At 66.7% G+C, this 16,361-nt stretch carries 13 protein-coding genes and 1 tRNA gene; 4 read left to right on the top strand and 10 right to left on the bottom strand.

Annotated features, from left to right (window positions below):
- Positions 1–57 precede the first annotated feature (57 nt).
- Entirely contained in the window at positions 58–1,065 is a 1,008-nt protein-coding gene (speB, locus tag ACFQ0E_RS15570; protein ID WP_386825346.1) for an agmatinase, read from the top strand.
- Here the strand turns inward: speB and ACFQ0E_RS15565 are convergent.
- From ACFQ0E_RS15565 to ACFQ0E_RS15520, 10 genes are all read right to left on the bottom strand, one after another.
- Complete coding sequence (locus ACFQ0E_RS15565) at positions 1,049–1,765, bottom strand: DUF3142 domain-containing protein (RefSeq protein ID WP_386825344.1); 717 nt, start codon at positions 1,763–1,765, stop codon at positions 1,049–1,051. The genes speB and ACFQ0E_RS15565 overlap by 17 nt on opposite strands.
- Before the next feature lie 4 nt (positions 1,766–1,769).
- Entirely contained in the window at positions 1,770–3,857 is a 2,088-nt protein-coding gene (locus ACFQ0E_RS15560) for a hypothetical protein (protein ID WP_386825343.1), read from the bottom strand.
- 140 nt (positions 3,858–3,997) lie between these two features.
- Positions 3,998–5,359, bottom strand: coding sequence for an NAD-dependent succinate-semialdehyde dehydrogenase (locus ACFQ0E_RS15555; protein ID WP_386825341.1), 1,362 nt, complete (start codon positions 5,357–5,359; stop codon positions 3,998–4,000).
- A 3-nt stretch (positions 5,360–5,362) separates the two neighbouring features.
- Positions 5,363–6,220, bottom strand: coding sequence for an ABC transporter permease subunit (locus ACFQ0E_RS15550; protein WP_386825414.1), 858 nt, complete (start codon positions 6,218–6,220; stop codon positions 5,363–5,365).
- An 11-nt stretch (positions 6,221–6,231) separates the two neighbouring features.
- Positions 6,232–7,152 carry an ABC transporter permease subunit gene (locus tag ACFQ0E_RS15545; RefSeq protein ID WP_386825339.1) on the bottom strand — a complete coding sequence of 307 codons (921 nt, stop codon included), beginning with the start codon at positions 7,150–7,152 and terminating at the stop codon, positions 6,232–6,234.
- Positions 7,149–8,309 carry an ABC transporter ATP-binding protein gene (locus ACFQ0E_RS15540; protein WP_386825337.1) on the bottom strand — a complete coding sequence of 387 codons (1,161 nt, stop codon included), beginning with the start codon at positions 8,307–8,309 and terminating at the stop codon, positions 7,149–7,151. The genes ACFQ0E_RS15545 and ACFQ0E_RS15540 overlap by 4 nt, the downstream gene beginning before the upstream one ends.
- 64 nt (positions 8,310–8,373) lie before the next feature.
- Positions 8,374–9,513 (bottom strand): extracellular solute-binding protein, encoded by a 1,140-nt coding sequence (locus tag ACFQ0E_RS15535; RefSeq protein ID WP_386825336.1) that lies wholly within the window; start codon positions 9,511–9,513, stop codon positions 8,374–8,376.
- 95 nt (positions 9,514–9,608) lie between these two features.
- Entirely contained in the window at positions 9,609–10,967 is a 1,359-nt protein-coding gene (locus ACFQ0E_RS15530) for an aspartate aminotransferase family protein (RefSeq protein ID WP_386825335.1), read from the bottom strand.
- A gap of 23 nt (positions 10,968–10,990) precedes the next feature.
- The gene (locus tag ACFQ0E_RS15525; RefSeq protein ID WP_386825333.1) at positions 10,991–12,442 is read right to left on the bottom strand and encodes a glutamine synthetase family protein; all 1,452 of its coding nucleotides are present in this window, start codon (positions 12,440–12,442) and stop codon (positions 10,991–10,993) included.
- A gap of 6 nt (positions 12,443–12,448) precedes the next feature.
- A complete protein-coding gene (locus tag ACFQ0E_RS15520; protein WP_386825331.1) occupies positions 12,449–13,225 on the bottom strand; it encodes a gamma-glutamyl-gamma-aminobutyrate hydrolase family protein in 777 nt (258 codons plus the stop codon).
- Between the two features lie 213 nt (positions 13,226–13,438).
- Between ACFQ0E_RS15520 and ACFQ0E_RS15515 the strand changes: the two genes are divergently transcribed.
- From ACFQ0E_RS15515 to ACFQ0E_RS15505, 3 genes are all read left to right on the top strand, one after another.
- The gene (locus ACFQ0E_RS15515) at positions 13,439–14,818 is read left to right on the top strand and encodes a glutamine synthetase family protein (protein ID WP_386825329.1); all 1,380 of its coding nucleotides are present in this window, start codon (positions 13,439–13,441) and stop codon (positions 14,816–14,818) included.
- Positions 14,819–14,852: 34 nt separating this feature from the next.
- Entirely contained in the window at positions 14,853–16,142 is a 1,290-nt protein-coding gene (locus tag ACFQ0E_RS15510; RefSeq protein ID WP_386825327.1) for an NAD(P)/FAD-dependent oxidoreductase, read from the top strand.
- A 77-nt stretch (positions 16,143–16,219) separates the two neighbouring features.
- A tRNA-Ala gene (locus ACFQ0E_RS15505) sits at positions 16,220–16,295 on the top strand.
- Positions 16,296–16,361: the final 66 nt, after the last annotated feature.

Below are 16,361 nucleotides of genomic sequence, written 5' to 3'. Positions count from 1 at the left end.
CCGACACCGGTATCGCACGTCCCGGCGAACGACGTGCGACTGTCCTCCGGTGATGTCATGACCCACACCCAGGCACCCGCAGCATCCGCCACGGCCGTCGATCCGAATGCGGTCGACCAGGCGTTCACCCGCATCTCGCCGTACGGCACGCACGCCGAGCCGACCTACTCGGGTGCGCTGAGCTTCCTCCGCCGCCGATACACCAAGGACCTGACCGGCGTGGATGTCGCCGTGGTCGGCGTGCCCTTCGACCTGGCGACCACCAATCGCCCGGGCACCCGGCTCGGGCCACGCGCGATCCGCACGATGTCCGCCTCGCTCGCGTGGTGCGCGCCGTATGCGTGGAATTTCGATCCCTGCGAGCGATTGAACGTGATCGACTGGGGCGACGTGTTCTTCGATCACGGCCGACCGGAGCGCGTGCCGGATGCGTTGCGCGACGCGTTCCGCGCGTTTGCCGAAGCCGGCGTGACCGTGCTGGCGCTGGGCGGCGACCACTTCATCAGCTACCCCATCCTGCAGGCGCTGCACGAACGCCACGGGCCGCTGTCGCTGATCCATTTCGATGCGCACAGCGACACCTGGGAAGACCGCGATGCGCGCATCGACCACGGCACGATGTTCTGGCACGCAGCGCGCAACGGCATCGTCGACCCGGCGACGTCGATCCAGGTCGGCATGCGCACGCTGAATCCCGACACGCACGGCTTCCGCCTCCTCGACGCGCGCTGGCTGCACGCGCACGGCGTCGAGGCCTGCATTGCCGAGATCCGTGCCCGCGTCGGCGACCGCAAGTGCTACGTCAGCTTCGACATCGACTTCCTCGACCCGGCGTTCGCGCCCGGCACCGGGACGCCGGTGGTCGGCGGCTTCGACACCCACACCGCGCTGCGGCTGGTGCGCGGACTCGCTGGGCTGCAGATCGTCGGCATGGACGTGGTTGAAGTGTCGCCACCGTTCGACCATGCCGACATCACCGCGCTGGCAGGCGCATCGATCGCGCAGGAGCTGCTGGCCGCGTACGCGAGCCGCTTTCCGGACCGGACTCTCAGCGAGGCGGATTGAGCAGGAAGACCACGTAACCGCGGAATTTCGGATGTGCCGCCAGGGACGGCGGCGGCGTCCATTCGCCGCCCTGCAGCAGGCCGATGCGGAACGGCACGTTGAGGCGATCCAGCCGCTGCAGGTAGCGCGCATAGCCGGGGATGACCCGACGCCCCTGGTAGATCTGCAGCACGATCTCGTCGACCACGCCTTCCAGCGCGCGCAGGCCTTCCGGGTCGCCATTGGCGCTCCAGTCCAGCAGACCGGTGATGCCGAGCTTGTAGCGTGCCGGCAGGCGTTTGCGCAGATCGCGCAGGAACGTGGCGTATTCGTCGAGATGCCGCGTGCGCGCATCGAAGTCGATCTGCACCCCGACCAGGCGATTGCCGGCCGCGCGCCAGCGTTCGATCTGCGCCAGCAGCTGTGCATGGACCTGCGGCGTCCAGCGCAGGGTCTCGACGCGATACACGATCCAGACATCGGCATGGCGGATGCGCGGTGTCGCCGGGCGCTGCGCGACCATGCGCACGTCCGGCACCGACTTGATCTCGCTGTGCAGCACATAGACCGTCTTCGCGCGGTCGAGCACGGGCTGCGGCTTCACGCCCGCCCACAGCCAGAAGGCATCGTGGTGCGACGCATCGACGCGACTCTCCGCGCCCGCCGTCGCGGCGATCAGGCCGCAGAACGAGAGGAGCAACCGCGCAAGCAGACGACGCATCGCGTCACCAGTAGTAGCGGAGCTGCTGGGCCCAGGTCGAGTTGGGATAACGCGTCTTCAGCTGGTTGAACCAGGCCTTGCGGGTCGCTACCGGCACATCCTCGCCGCCGCAGTCGTTGTAGCCGGCCGGTGCATAGCAGTTCACCGCGCGGAACAGCGCATAGGCGCGCTCGTCCGCCGGCGCGGCGGCATCGGCGATGATCGCCTGGTAGATGCCCTGTCGCGGCAGGAAGCGGCCCGGGAACTGCCCCGGCGTGCCACCGAGTTCGTCACCGCGGACGGCGAAGGACCACGATTCGACGCGGTCATAGCCCTTGAGCCGCAGGAAATCGCCGAGGCACAGGCTGGCCTTCGTGGCCTTGGCGTCGGCGGCCAGCATCGTCGCGATCTGCTGCAGCGACGGACAGACATAGCCGTCGCGCGTGCCCTGCCAGCGGAAATCCGAGAGCGCGGTCAATTCGCCGAGCTTGTCGTAACTGCCTGAATCACCGTCGATCTTCGACGGCAGGCGCTTCACGTCCTTGAGGAATTCCGAGTACCGCGCGCGTGTCAGCTGCTTGTAGAGCAGCACGTACAGCGCCAGAGCGCGCTCGCGCTTCGAGGCCTTCACGTCGTCGGCGCGTGCGCGCAGCAGATCTGGACCGGCGACATGGATCAGCAACTGCTCGCGCAGCGCGGGATCGACGACCAGGCTGTCCGGCGCGAACACCCGCGCAAGACCCTCGTTGCGTTCCTCGTGCATGGCCAGCGCCAGCTCCAGCGTCTGCCGCTGGTGGACGCCTTGCGCCTGGGGGAACAAGGAGATCAAGGCCGCGCGTGCCTCCTTGTCCTTCGGCGCATCGAGCGCGAGCGCACGCAGGGTCTGGCGACTGAAGGTAACGGTGTCCATTGGACGCGATGGCGTCTCGGCCGGGATCAGTTCGAGCACGCGGTGCGGTGCGGCATCGACGAAGAACGCGTGCGCCGCGAGGAGATAACCGTACAGATCCTCGCGCCCCTTGAAGCGCGGGCGCAGGGCTTCGATCTCCTTGCGCGTGATACGGCCGCTGTCGTCGTCGCCGGTCTTGCGCATGCGACGCAGCACCTCGACCGCGACCAGCACCGGATGCGCATTCTTCGACAGATAGGGGTCCGTCGCCAGCTTGGCGTCGATCTCCTGCGCCAGGTCGATCTCATGCGCATTGCGCAAAGCGGGATCGCGCTGGTCGATCTGCCAGCCGTAGGCCGCGGCGAGTGCGTCGGTATCGCCGGCCAGCCAATGCACGCGGCGGATCAGACCATGTGCGGACGCCACGTAGCGACCCTTCGGATAGGCCTTGAGATAGGCCTCGAGCGCGGACCGGGCCTTCGCCAGCGCGGCCTTGTCCATGCGTTCGTGTTCGAGTTCGCCATAGGTGCCGAAACCGCTGGCCTGGCCGACCAGTGCCCAGGCACGGCCGACCATGTAGCGCGAGGCTTCGCGCACCCACGGCTGTTTGCTGCCGGACAGGGCCTGGAACGGGGCCGGATCGTGGTTGCCGGCGTAGAACGCCGCAGTCGCACGCAGGTAGTCGGCGAAGGCACGGCCGGCATCCGACGACACCGCGATGTCGCCGGGCGTTGAAGCGCCTTCGCCCACCGGGCAGGCCATGGCCTTGCGCGCGGCGGTCAGGTCATCGCGCTCGTTGCCGGCGAGCTTGCGTTCCGCCTGCAAGGCGTCGAGGAAATCTGCCTGTCCGCGCACGTTGCTGACGCAGGTCGTGCCCTCGCCGCTCGACCATGCCTGCGGGCCGTCCTGCTCGCTGTCCTCGGGTGGGAGGAAGCGCAGGTACATGTCCGTCCATCCGAACGGCACCGAGGACATGGGCCGCTGCCCGGGATCGGCGGGCTTTGCTGCAGGTGCCCGGCGACCGCCATGCGCATCCATCATCAGCCAGGCGAGATTGACGCGGGTGTCGTTGCCGGGCGCCAGCAGGGCGCTGCTCGCGCAATCGGAGAAGGTCGCCGAGACCGGCACGAGGCGCGGCTCGCAGCCCATGTCGGAACTGGCCAGGGCCGGCGAACCGACCGACAGCGCGCCGAGCGCGAGCAGCGTGGCGATGAGGATGCGCATCGTGCCTTCTCGTATCTGGAGGGGGATGCGCGATTCTAGCGCGGGAAGCGGAAGGCTTCGGCAGCCATTGTGGGAGCGACGCTAGTCGCGAATCCAGTCAAACATCGCGACTTGCGTCGCTCCCACAAAACATCGTGCGACTAGGCCACATACACCGTCTTGATGTTCATGAACTCGTGGATGCCGTGTTCGGCGAGTTCGCGGCCGAAACCCGAAGTCTTGGTGCCGCCGAACGGCAGGCGCACGTCGCTGCGCACGATGGCGTTGACGAAGGTCGCGCCGACCTGGAGGCGACGGGCCACGGCTTCGCCACGCGCCTTGTCGGTGGTCCAGACGCTGGCACCGAGGCCGAAATCGGTGTCGTTGGCGATACGCACCGCGTCGTCCTCGTCCTTCGCACGCAGGATCGACGCGGCCGGGCCGAACAGTTCCTCGTGATAGGCGGGCATGCCGGGCACGACATTGTCGAGGATCGTCGCCGGATAGTGCGACGCACCCTGCCCCGGCGTGCCGCCGAGCAGCAGGGTCGCGCCGGCCTCGATGCTGCGCTGGACCTGGGCATGCACTTCGTCGCGCAGATCGCCGCGCGCCATCGGCGCGAGCGTGGTCGCATCGACCATCGGGTCGCCGACGGCCAGCTTCGACGCGGCGTCGACGAAGCGCGCGACAAAGGCATCCGCAATCCCCGGCGTCACGATGAACCGCTTGGCCGCGATGCAGGTCTGCCCAGCGTTGCCGAAACGCGAGGCCACGGCGGCGGGAATCGTCACGTCGAGATCGGCATCGTCCAGCACGACGAAGGGATCGCTGCCGCCCAGCTCCATCACGCATTTCTTGAGGTGCTTGCCGGCCGCAGACGCGACCGCGCTGCCGGCACGCTCGCTGCCGGTCAGCGTCACCGCCTTCACGCGCCGGTCCGCGATGACGCGCTCGGCCATCCTGTTGTCGATGTGCAGCACGCCGAACACGCCGTCCGGCACGCCGGCCTCGCGCAGCACGTCGGCGATCGCGTCTGCGCAGCGCGGCACGTTGGTCGCATGCTTGAGCACCGCGACATTCCCGGCCATCAGGCCAGGCGCGAGGAAACGGAACACCTGCCAGATCGGGAAATTCCAGGGCATCACCGCGAACACGCAACCCAGCGGTTCGTAGGTCACGTAGCTGCGCTGCGCCTCGGTGGCGATGGCACCGTCGCGCAGGTAGTCGATGGCGTGGTCGGCGTAGTAATCACAGGCCGATGCCGACTTCTCGATCTCGGCCAGCGCTTCGCGACACAGCTTGCCCATGTCGGCGGACATGGTCGCCGCGATGTCGTCCTTCCGCGCGCGCAGCGCGCACGCGACCTTGCGCAGCAGCGCGCCACGCTCGTCGAGCGCACGCGCCGCCCATCCGGGGGCTGCCTGCGCGGCGGCGGCCAGCACGCGCTCGACCTCGGCCTCGCCGACGTAGTCGTAGCGATAATCGACTTCGCCCGTCCAGGGATGGATCAGTTCCACGGTCACGGATCAGTCTCCTTTCTGCATCGCGAGCTGCATGTCGCGCTGGCGTCGTTTCTCTTCGCGGGCCATGAACCACCAGGCGATGAAGCCGGCCGTGGACACGGCCAGGATCAGCAGGCTGGCCAGCGCATTGATCTTCGGACTCAGGCCCAGTCGCACCGACGAGAACACCTTCTGCGGCAGCGTGGTCGAGCCCGGGCCGTTGGTGAACGCGGAAATCACCAGGTCGTCCAGCGACAGGGTGAACGCGAGCAGCCAGCCGGCAACCAGCGACGGCGCGATGATCGGCAGGGTGATCAGGAAGAACACCTTCAGACGGTTGGCGCCGAGATCCATCGCAGCCTCTTCGAGCGAACGGTCCATGTCCTGCAGGCGCGAGGAGATGACCACAGTGACGAAGGCCACGGTGAAGGTGACGTGCGCGATCCAGACCGTACTCAGGCCGCGCTGGATCGGCGTGCCCAGCATGTCGCCGACGGCGACGAACATCATCAGGATCGAGACACCGGTGATCACTTCGGGCATGACCAGCGGTGCGGTGATCAGGCTGCCGAACAGGGTCTTGCCACGGAAGGCGCGCATCCGGGTCATGACCAGTGCCGCCATCGTGCCGAACACGACCGAGGCGCAGGCGGTGTAGAACGCGATCTTCAGCGACATCCAGGCCGCGTCCAGCATCAGCTGGTCGCGGAACAGTTCGCCGTACCACTTGACGGAAAACCCGGACCAGACCGTGACCATGCGCGACTCGTTGAACGAGAACACGATGAGGCTGAACATCGGCACGTAGAGGAACAGGAAGCCCAGCAGCAGCACCAGACTGCGGAACGACAGCAGTTCAGCGCTACGCGAGGCACTACCCATGGACGCGCCGCTCATGACAGCCTCGCTTCGAGCTGGCGCGACTGGTAGCGATGGAAGATGGTGATCGGGATCACCAGCAGCATCAGCATGACGATCGCGATCGCCGAGGCGCGCGGCCAGTCGTTGGCGGTGAAGTATTCCTCCCAGAGTACCTTGCCGATCATCTTGGTCGAGGGCCCGCCGAGCAGCTCGGGAATCACGAACTCGCCCACCGCCGGAATGAACACCAGCATGCAGCCGGCGACGATGCCGGCGAACGACAGCGGTACCGTGACCTGGAAGAAGGCCTTCAGCGGCTTGGCGCCGAGATCGTACGCCGCTTCGAGCAGGCGCTGGTCGTGCTTGATCAGGTTCGCGTACAGCGGCAGCACCATGAACGGCAGATAGGCGTAGACGATGCCGATGTACACCGCGATCGGGGTATAGAGAATCTTGAGCGGCTCGTCGATCAGTCCGATCGACATCAATGCCTTGTTGATGAATCCGTTGTCCTTGAGCAGGCCGACCCAGGCGTAGATGCGGATCAGGAACGAGGTCCACGAGGGCAGGATCACCAGCATCAGCGCGACGTTGCGCACCGCCGGCGAGAGGCGCGACACCGCATAGGCGATCGGATAGCCGACCAGCAGGCACAGCAGGGTCGAGATGCCGGCGATCTTCAGCGAGCTGAGGTAGGCGCCAGCGTACTTGCTGTCGTGGAACAGCGCCGTGTAGTTGTTGAGGTTGAGCGTGAGGTTGATCTCGCCACCGGCCGTGCTGAACAGGTCGCTGTACGGCGGCGACGCGATCAGCGGTTTCGCGAAGGAGATCTGCAGCAGGATCAGGAAAGGAATCGCGAAGAAGATCAGCATCCACACGTACGGCGGCGCGATCACGAACCAGCGCGGCCCGGGCGTCACGGCTTTCAGCAGGCGTCGGGCGATGGCGTTCATGAGGTCAGCACCACGCCGTCGTTGTCGTCCCACGACAGCCACACCGGATCGTTCCAGGTGAAGCGTTCCGAGGCCCAGCGCTGGGTGTTGGCGAAATTCGCCATCACCTTGGCCCCGGTCGGCAGGCGCACGTGGTACACCGAGTGGCTGCCGAAATAAGCGATGTCCTCGATGGTGCCGCGCGCCTTGTTGTGCGGCTGCGCCGGCTCCTCCTTGCTCACCTCGATCTTCTCGGGACGCAGGGCCAGGGACACTTCCTGCCCTTCGAAGCCGGTGATGCCGTGACCGATGTACAGGAGATGTTCGAGCATCGGCGAGGCGATGGTGACGTAGTCGGGATGATCGTCCTGGATGCGCCCGTCGAACAGGTTCACAGAGCCGATGAACTCGGCGGTGAAGCGGCAGCTGGGCTGTTCGTAGATCTCGTCGGGCGTGCCGATCTGGCGGATCCAGCCGGTGTCCATGACCGCGATGCGGTGGGCCATGGTCATCGCCTCTTCCTGGTCGTGGGTGACCATCACGCAGGTCACGCCCAGGCGTTCGATGATGTTGACCAGCTCCAGCTGCATGCGCGAGCGCAGCTTCTTGTCGAGCGCGCCCATCGGCTCATCGAGCAGCAGCAGCTTCGGGTTCTTCGCCAGCGACCGCGCCAGCGCCACGCGCTGCTGCTGGCCGCCGGACAGCTGATGCGGCTTGCGCTTGCCGTACTTCTCCATCTGCACCAGCTTCAGCATCTCGTCGACGCGCTGCTCGACCTGCGGCTTCGGCAGACCGTCCTGCTTCAGGCCGAAGGCGATGTTCTGCGCGACGGTCATGTGCGGGAACAGCGCATAGCTCTGGAACATCATGTTCACCGGCCGTTCGTAGGGCGGCAGCGGCGTGATGTCCTGGCCGTCGAGCAGCACGCGGCCGCGGGTCGGTTTCTCGAACCCGGCCATGCAGCGCAGCAGGGTCGACTTGCCGCAGCCGGAACCGCCAAGCAGGGCGAAGATCTCGCCCTTGCGGATCGAGAAGTCGACATCGTCGACCGCGACCACGCCGTCGTACTCCTTGCGCACGTGTTCGATGCGCAGGTAGTGCTCGTTGCCCAGCTTGTCGTTCCTGGCGCCGTTGGCCGCCTGTGCGGCCTGCGCCGCAGGAGTCGCGATGTCCGTCATGCCCGCTCCGCGTGGACTGCTGTGGAAACCGGCGGGGCCGACTGCCCCGCCGGGGACGCGATGCTTACTTGCCGCTCTTCATCGCCGACCACATGTCGGCGTACTGGCGGCTCATCGCCGGGGTCAGCGGCTCCAGCGGGAAGACCTTCTTCATCATCTCGGCATCCGGATACACGCCCGGGTTCTTGCGCACGGCCTCGTCGATCAGCGGCTCGCTGTCCTTCACCACGTTGGCGTAGGACACGTAGCTGGAGATGCCGGCCATCACCTTCGGTTCCAGCAGGTGGTTCATGAATACATAGGCATCGTCGACGTTCTTCGCGTCCTTCGGGATCGCCATCATGTCGAAGAAGATCGGCGCGCCTTCCTTCGGGATGACGAAGCCGACCTCGGCGCTGCCTGCTTCCTCGGCGCGGTCGCGGGCCTGGAAGACGTCGCCCGACCAGCCGACCACCACGCAGGCGTCGCCGGCGGCGAGCGCGTTGACGTATTCGGAGGAATGGAAATTGCGGATATTCGCGTTGAGCACCTTCAGCAACGGCGCGGCCTTGGCGATCACCGCCGGATCCTGCGAGTTCGGATCCTCGCCGATGTAGTTCAGCGCGATCGGCACCAGCTCGGTCGGGGTGTCGAGGGCCATGATGCCGCAGCCCTTCAGCTTGGAGGCCAGCTCGGGCTTGAAGACCAGGTCCCAGCTGTCGACGGGCACATCACCCAGCGCGGCCTTGACCTTGGCGACGTTGTAGCCGATGCCGGTGAAACCGTAGAGATAGGGCACGCCGAATTTGTTGTCGGGATCGTTCTTGGCGATGATCGCCATCAGCGACGGATCGAGGTTCTTGTAGTTCGGCAGCTTGGCACGGTCGATCGGCTGGTAGACGTCGGCCTGGATCTGCCGGGCGAGGAACTGCAGCGACGGCACCACGATGTCGTAGCCGGTATTGCCCTGCATGACCTTCGCTTCGAGCGTCTCGTTGGCGTCCATGACGTCGTAGACGACCTTGATCCCGGTCTGCTTGGTGAAGTTCGGGATCGTGTCCTCGGCGATGTAGTCGGACCAGTTGTACATGTTCACGACACGCTCGCCGCCCTTGCCGTCGGCCTTGGCATCGGGCTTTGCGCCCGGTGCAGCCTTGTCGGACCCGCCACCGCAGGCGACCAGCATGGAGACGACGACGGACAGCGCCAGCATTCGCAGTTTCATGTGTGTTCCCTCGCCCTTCCGGGCCCAGTCGTGGATGTGTGGACGCGAAGTCCCAGATATCGAACCAAGAGTAGCGGCAATGTCGACCGGCTGCACTACAGCGTGGCGGCGGTCTCGTCCAGGGACTTCCAGGCCTTCTCGAACAGTTCGTCGACCTGCTCGCGGGTCCAGATCAGCGGCGGCGACAGCAGCATCGAGTCGTAGGTGGCGCGGAGGATCAGGCCGTTCTTCAGCGCGGTGTCGCGACACAGCACGCCGACGTGGCCCCGCTCGTCGAAGAACCGGCGTTCGCCCTTGCGCGGCACCAGCTCCAGTGCGCCGACCATGCCCGCGATGCGCGCCTCGCCGACCAGGCGGTGCTCGCCCAGCTCGGCCCAGCGCTCGGCCAGGTAGGGCGCGATCTCGGTGCGGGCGCGGTCGACGATGCCCTCCTCCTGCAGGATCCGGATGTTCTCGAGCGCCACGGCCGTGCACACCGGATGCCCGGAATAGGTGCAGCCATGGGCCAGCTCGCCGCCCTGATGCTTCAGGACGCCGGCCACGCGGTCGTTGAACATGGCCGCGCCCAGCGGGATGTAGCCCGAGGTGATGCCCTTGGCCAGGGTCATCACGTCCGGAGTGATGCCGAAATACTGCGAGCCGAACCACTCGCCGGTGCGACCGAAGCCGCAGATCACCTCGTCGGCGACCAGCAGCACGTCGTACTGGCGGCAGATCCGCTCGATCTCCTTCCAGTACGTCATGGGCGGGATGTACACGCCGATCGCGCCCATGATCGGCTCGCCGATGAAGGCGGCGACGCGGTCCGGCCCCAGTTCGAGGATCTTCTGCTCCAGGCGCCGCGCGGCGACGATGCCGTACTCGTCCGGCGACAGGTCGCCGCCGTCGGCGAACCAGAAAGGCGGGTCGATGTGGTGGATGTCGGGAATCGGCAGCCCGCCCTGCTTGTGCATGCCGGCCATGCCGCCGAGGCTGGCGCCGGCCATCGTGGTGCCGTGGTAGCCGTTGCGGCGGCCGATGAAGATGTTCTTCTGCGGCTGGTCCTGCACCGCCCAGAAGTGGCGGACCAGGCGCAGGATGGTGTCGTTGGCCTCGGAACCGGAGTTGGTGAAGAAGGCGTGGTTGAGGTCGGCGGGAGTCAGCTCGGCGAGCTTGACGGCAAGCTGGATCGTCGGCTCGACCGTGCACTGGAAGAAGCTGTTGTAGTAGGCGAGCTGGGTCATCTGCCGCGACGCGGCCTCGCCCAGTTCCCGGCGGCCGTAGCCGAGGTTCACGCACCACAGCCCGGCGAAGGCGTCGAGCAGCTTGTGGCCCTCGGCGTCCCAGACGTAGGCGCCCTCGCCTTTCACGAGGATCCGCGTGCCCTTCTTCGCCAGCGCGGCGTTGTCGTTGAACGGATGCAGGTGGTGCTCGGCGTCGAGATGCTGCAGGCGGGTGATGTCGATGTGTTCCATGGCGATTCCGGATGAAAAGGGGATCAGACGTTCAGCAGCAGGAACTCGCGTTCCCAGGAGCTGATGACGCGGAAGAAGGTTTCGTACTCCTTGCGCTTGACCGAGATGTAGGCGCGCACGAAACGCGGCCCGAGCATCTCCTGCAGTTCCGTGCAGGCTTCCAGGCGGTCCAGCGCCTCGCCGAGCGAGCGCGGCAGCACGTAGCCGGCTTCATGGGCGCTGGTCGCCAGCGGCTGGGTGGCCTCGAGCTTGCCGCGGATGCCGAGCAGGCCGCAGGCCAGGGTCGCAGCCATCGCCAGGTAGGGATTGGCGTCGGAGCCGGCGAAGCGGCTCTCCACGCGGGTGTTCTCCAGCGTGTCCAGCGGCACGCGCAGGCCGCAGGTGCGGTTGTCGTAACCCCACTGCACGTTCTTCGGCGAGACCTCGCCGAACGCGAGCCGGCGATAGGAATTCACGTTCGGCCCGAAGAAGGCCATGGCCGCCGGCACGAAGGCCTGCAGACCGCCGAGATAGTGCGTGAACAGGGCGCTGTGCTCGTTCGGCTTGCGCCCGGCGAAGACATTCTTGCCGGTCTTCGCGTCCACCAGGCTCTGGTGGATGTGCATCGCGCTGCCCGGTTCGTTCTCCATCGGCTTGGCGAGGAAGGTCGCGTACACGCCATGGCGCAGCGCGGCCTCGCGCATGGTGCGCTTGAACAGGAACACCTGGTCGGCGCGCGACATCGCATCCGAATGCAGCAGGTTCACTTCCAGCTGCGCCGCGCCGGACTCATGGATGAGCGTGTCGACATCCAGCTCCATCGCGTCGCAGTAGTCGTACATGAGGTCGAGGATCGGGTCGAACTCGTTGACCGCGTCGATCGAATACGACTGGCGCGCGGTCTCCGGGCGGCCCGAACGCCCGGCGGGCGGCTGCAGCGGAAAATCGGGATCGGTGTTCTTCTGCACGAGGAAGAATTCCACCTCGGGCGCGACCACCGGGCGCAGGCCCTCGGCCTCGTATTCGGCGAGCACGCGCTTGAGCACGTTGCGCGGCGCGAGGTCGTGCAGCTCGCCGGACTTGGTGTAGCAGTCGTGGATGATCTGCGCGGTCGGATCCGCGGCCCAGGGCACCAGTCGCACCGTGTCCGGATCCGGCCGAAGCAGCATGTCGGCATCGGACGGCGAGGTCAGGTCGTAGTAGTCATCGGGATATTCTCCGGTGACCGTGGTCGCGAAGATGCCCTCGGGCAGGCGCGTGCCGTAGTCGTGGGAAAACTTGCTCGCCGGGATGATCTTGCCCCGCGCGTTGCCGGTGATGTCCGGGACCAGGCATTCGACTTCGGTGATGTGGCGCTGCTTCAGCCAGCGCAGGAGCTGCGATTCGCCGGCGTCGTCGCGCGCGGCGCGTCTGGCGGCCGCCTTGGTCGCGGCCGCGCTGCGTTTTCGGGAGCCGGTCTTGCCCTTGTTCTTGCCGGGTGGTGTCGAGGAACTCATGGGGGTTCACATCCGTTGCTGCGCGCGCTGGCGACAGGCGTCGCCGAACGCACGGAAAATGCCGTGATAGAAAGGGGTTTCGCGCACTTTCCACTCCGGGTGCCACTGCACCGCGAGCAGGAAGGCGCCGCCATCCCGACGATACGCCTCGACGAGACCGTCGGGCGCGAAGGCCTCCGCGACCAGGCCCTCGCCCAGCCGGTCCACGCCCTGGCCGTGGACCGAATTGACCATGACCCGATCCGTGCCGGCGATGCCGGCGAGCAGGCCGTCCGGCGCGAGCGAGATCTCGTGGCGCAGGGCGTACTGCACGTCCAGCGGATCCTCCGGATTCTCGCGATGGTCCATCAGGCCGGGCACCTCGTGGACCTTCTGGTGCAGGCTGCCCCCGAAGACGACGTTGATCTCCTGGAAACCCCGGCAGATCGCCAGGATCGGCAGGCCGAGCGCGATGGCGCGGGGTATGAGCGCGAAATTGTTCTCGTCGCGAGCCGGATCGTGCGGATTGCCGTCCCAGCTGGACTCGTCGGAGTAATGATGCGGTTCGATATTGCTGACCGAGCCGGTCAGCAGCAGGCCGTCGAGCCCGGCCAGCAGGGCATCGGCCGGGAGTGCGGGCTGCAGGGCCGGCAGAAGCACGGGCAGGCACTCGGCGCCGTCGACCACCCCGCGGATGTACTTCTCGCCGACCGCGTGGAAGGGGTGCGGCCCGATGAGCTTGCGGTCGGCGGGCAGGCCGACCCGTGGTGCGCCTGGCGGGAGTGAAGCCGGGGGTGGAGTCATGCGGAACGCTCGACGAGACCTCGTCCGAACGTTAACCGCGATGTTCGATTTCTGCAACACTTCGCCATCAGGGCTCGCCGGCGTTGCGGAAATGCTGCGGCGCAGCAGCTTTGATGTCTGATTTTTCTGGAAATCATCCGGAAAGCCTGTTAATTATTCTTGACGCCGTTTCCGTCCTGCGTCGCCAACTGTCACACTGTTGCGGAGCCCTCGATGACCCACCCGCCCATGTCCGCAAGCCTCAGCCACGAAGACCGCCTCGCCATGGAACAGATTCGCGACTGCGAACTGGTGGATCTGATCCTGCCCGACATGAACGGGCTGCTGCGCGGCAAGCGGATCACCCGCGACGCGCTGGAGAAGGTCTACGAATCCGGCGTCTGCCTGCCGATGTCCCTGATCGCCACCGACATCACCGGCAACACCGTCGAGGAAACCGGCCTGGGCTACGACATCGGCGACGAGGACAGGATCTGTCGCCCCGTCCCCGGGACGCTCCGCCCGGTGCCCTGGTCGAACAAGCCGATGGCGCAGCTGCTGCTGTCGATGGAGGACACCCACGGCAGCGCCTTCGAAGCCAATCCCCGCGAAGTGCTCAAGCGCGTCCTGGCCCGCTATGCCGCGCGCGGCCTGAAGCCGGTGGTCGCGATCGAACTGGAGTTCTACCTCTTCGACCGCCTGCCCGACGCCAACGGCCGCCCGCAGCCGCCGGTCAACCCGCACAACGGCGCACGCAACACCAGCACACAGGTCTACTACATCGAGGACCTGAACGACTTCGGCCCGTTCATCGACGCCGTGGCCAGTACCTGCAAGGCACAGGGCATCCCGGCCGACACCGCCGTCGCCGAATACGCACCCGGCCAGTTCGAGATCAACCTCAAGCATCGCGACGATGCACTCCTCGCCTGCGACGACGCCATCTACCTCAAACGCGCGATCAAGGCCGTCGCCCAGCAGCAGGGCCTGCAGGCCAGCTTCATGGCCAAGCCGCTCGCCGAACAGGCGGGCAGCGGCCTGCACATCCATGTCAGCGTGCTCGACAACGATGGCAACAACATCTTCGCCTGCTCGCCCGACCAGCCCGCCGATGCGCTGAAGCACGCCATCGGCGGCCTGCAGCGCAGCGCACGCGACTGCCTGCTGCTGTTCGCGCCGAACGCCAACAGCTACCGCCGCTTCGTGCTGAACGCCTTCGTGCCGCTCAACGAGGTCTGGGGCTTCAACAACCGCACCGTGGCGATGCGCATCCCGCACAGCGACCGGAAGAACACGCGCATCGAACACCGCATCGCCGGCGCCGACGCGAACGTCTACCTCGCCGCCGCCGCGGTGCTGGCCGGCATGCTCGACGGCATCGAACATGGCTACGACCCGGGCGCGCCGATCGTCGGCAACGCCTACGAGCAGACCGAGATCCGCACACCGTACTGGCGCGACGCGATCGGTGACTTCATGGCCAGCGACTTCATCGCCACGCAATTCGGCGACAAGTTCCGGCACATCTACGGCCAGCAGAAACTGAAGGAACTGCACAGCTTCTATCGTGAAGTGACCACGCTGGAATACGACTGGTACCTGCGATCGGTCTGAGGCACCGATATCGGACCTCGCTAGGAACCTGCTCGTGACGACACACGCGCCAGCCCCCTACCCGCCCAGCTGGTACGCCGCCAGCGTCGCACCGCAGCCGCCGCAGCCGCCGCTCGATGGCGACCTCGACGCCGATGTCTGCATCCTCGGCGCCGGCTACGTCGGCCTGTCCGCCGCGCTGGCGCTGGCCGAGGCCGGTTACCGCGTCGTCGTGCTGGAGGCCGAGCGCATCGGCTGGGGCGCGTCGGGCCGCAATGGCGGCCAAGTCATCTTCGGCTGGGGCTGCAGCGAAGCCACGCTCGAAGCGCAGCTCGGCCGGGAGGACGCGCGGCGGATGTTCGACTGGTCGCTGGAGAGCATCCGACTGATCCACGAACGCCGCGAACGGTACGGCATCGACTGCGACTGGCGCGACGGGCACTGCCACGTCGCGATCAAGCCGCGCCAGGTCCGCGCACTGCACGAGTGGCGCGACGACTTGCAGGCGCACTACGACTATCCGCTGGACTGGCTGGATCGCGACGCACTGCAGGAACGGCTGCCCTCGCCGCGCTACCTCGGCGGCCTGTACGACGGTCGTTCCGGTCACCTGCACCCGCTCAAGTACGCATTCGGCCTCGCACGCGCCGCACTCGAACGCGGCGTGCGGATCTGCGAAGGCACGCGCGTGACCGGGATCGAACATGGCGCCCGGCCCGTGCTCAAGACCGCGCTCGGCAACGTCCGATGCGACATCGCCGTGCTCGCCGGCAACGCGCTGGTGAAGGGCGTCGCCCCCGAACTGGATCGCCGGATCATGCCGGTCGGCACCTACATCGGCGCCACCCCGCCGCTGGGCGATCTCGCGCAGCGCCTGCTCCCGACCGACATGGCCGTGGCCGACATCAACTGGGCGCTGGACTATTTCCGGCTGGCCAGCGACGGGCGTCTCCTGTTCGGCGGGCGCGCCAGCTACTCGAACCTCGAACCGCCGAACCTGCGCTGGGTCATGGCGCGGCGCATGCACCGGGTCTTCCCGCATCTGGCCGACGTCGGTTTCGAACACCTGTGGGGTGGCACCATCGACATCAGCCTCAACCGCGCGCCGCACTGGGGCCGGATCGGCCAGCGCAACGTGTATTTCGCGCAGGGGTTCTCCGGCCACGGCGTCAACGTCAGCGGCCTGGCCGGCACGCTGATCGCCGAGGCGGTGCGTGGGCAATCGGAGCGGCTGGACGTGTTCGAACACATCCGCCACCGCGACTTCCCCGGCGGCCGGGCCTTCCGCACCCCGCTGCTGGTCGCGGCGATGGCCTGGTACAAGCTCCGCGACGCGCTCTGGTGAGTGATCGATGCAAAAAGTCGGCCAACGATGCTTGACGCATCCGGAAGCCCTGTTAAGATATCGAGCTTCCAGCCCGTGGGGCCATAGCTCAGCTGGGAGAGCGCCTGCATGGCATGCAGGAGGTCGCCGGTTCGATCCCGGCTGGCTCCACCAAGTTTCAAGGCAAGCTTCAAAAAATCGTCTGCGGCACTGGCCTGATCGAAAGATCTCGTCGCATTC

The sequence above is a fragment of the Lysobacter brunescens genome (assembly GCF_042677005.1).
Lineage (GTDB): Bacteria > Pseudomonadota > Gammaproteobacteria > Xanthomonadales > Xanthomonadaceae > Lysobacter_I > Lysobacter_I brunescens.
The sequence above is the reverse complement of the archived record's forward strand: the minus strand, read 5'-3'. Positions and strand labels throughout refer to the sequence as shown.

What these genes read in the sequence shown, in the direction of transcription:
- ACFQ0E_RS15525 (WP_386825333.1), bottom strand. Translation starts at nt 12,442, where the DNA reads ATGAGTTCCTCGACACCACCCGGCAAGAACAAGGGCAAGACCGGCTCC.
- ACFQ0E_RS15515 (WP_386825329.1), top strand. Translation starts at nt 13,439, where the DNA reads ATGACCCACCCGCCCATGTCCGCAAGCCTCAGCCACGAAGACCGCCTC.
- ACFQ0E_RS15565 (WP_386825344.1), bottom strand. Translation starts at nt 1,765, where the DNA reads ATGCGTCGTCTGCTTGCGCGGTTGCTCCTCTCGTTCTGCGGCCTGATC.
- ACFQ0E_RS15550 (WP_386825414.1), bottom strand. Translation starts at nt 6,220, where the DNA reads ATGGGTAGTGCCTCGCGTAGCGCTGAACTGCTGTCGTTCCGCAGTCTG.
- ACFQ0E_RS15560 (WP_386825343.1), bottom strand. Translation starts at nt 3,857, where the DNA reads ATGCGCATCCTCATCGCCACGCTGCTCGCGCTCGGCGCGCTGTCGGTC.
- ACFQ0E_RS15535 (WP_386825336.1), bottom strand. Translation starts at nt 9,513, where the DNA reads ATGAAACTGCGAATGCTGGCGCTGTCCGTCGTCGTCTCCATGCTGGTC.
- ACFQ0E_RS15545 (WP_386825339.1), bottom strand. Translation starts at nt 7,152, where the DNA reads ATGAACGCCATCGCCCGACGCCTGCTGAAAGCCGTGACGCCCGGGCCG.
- ACFQ0E_RS15540 (WP_386825337.1), bottom strand. Translation starts at nt 8,309, where the DNA reads ATGACGGACATCGCGACTCCTGCGGCGCAGGCCGCACAGGCGGCCAAC.
- ACFQ0E_RS15530 (WP_386825335.1), bottom strand. Translation starts at nt 10,967, where the DNA reads ATGGAACACATCGACATCACCCGCCTGCAGCATCTCGACGCCGAGCAC.
- ACFQ0E_RS15520 (WP_386825331.1), bottom strand. Translation starts at nt 13,225, where the DNA reads ATGACTCCACCCCCGGCTTCACTCCCGCCAGGCGCACCACGGGTCGGC.
- speB (WP_386825346.1), top strand. Translation starts at nt 58, where the DNA reads ATGACCCACACCCAGGCACCCGCAGCATCCGCCACGGCCGTCGATCCG.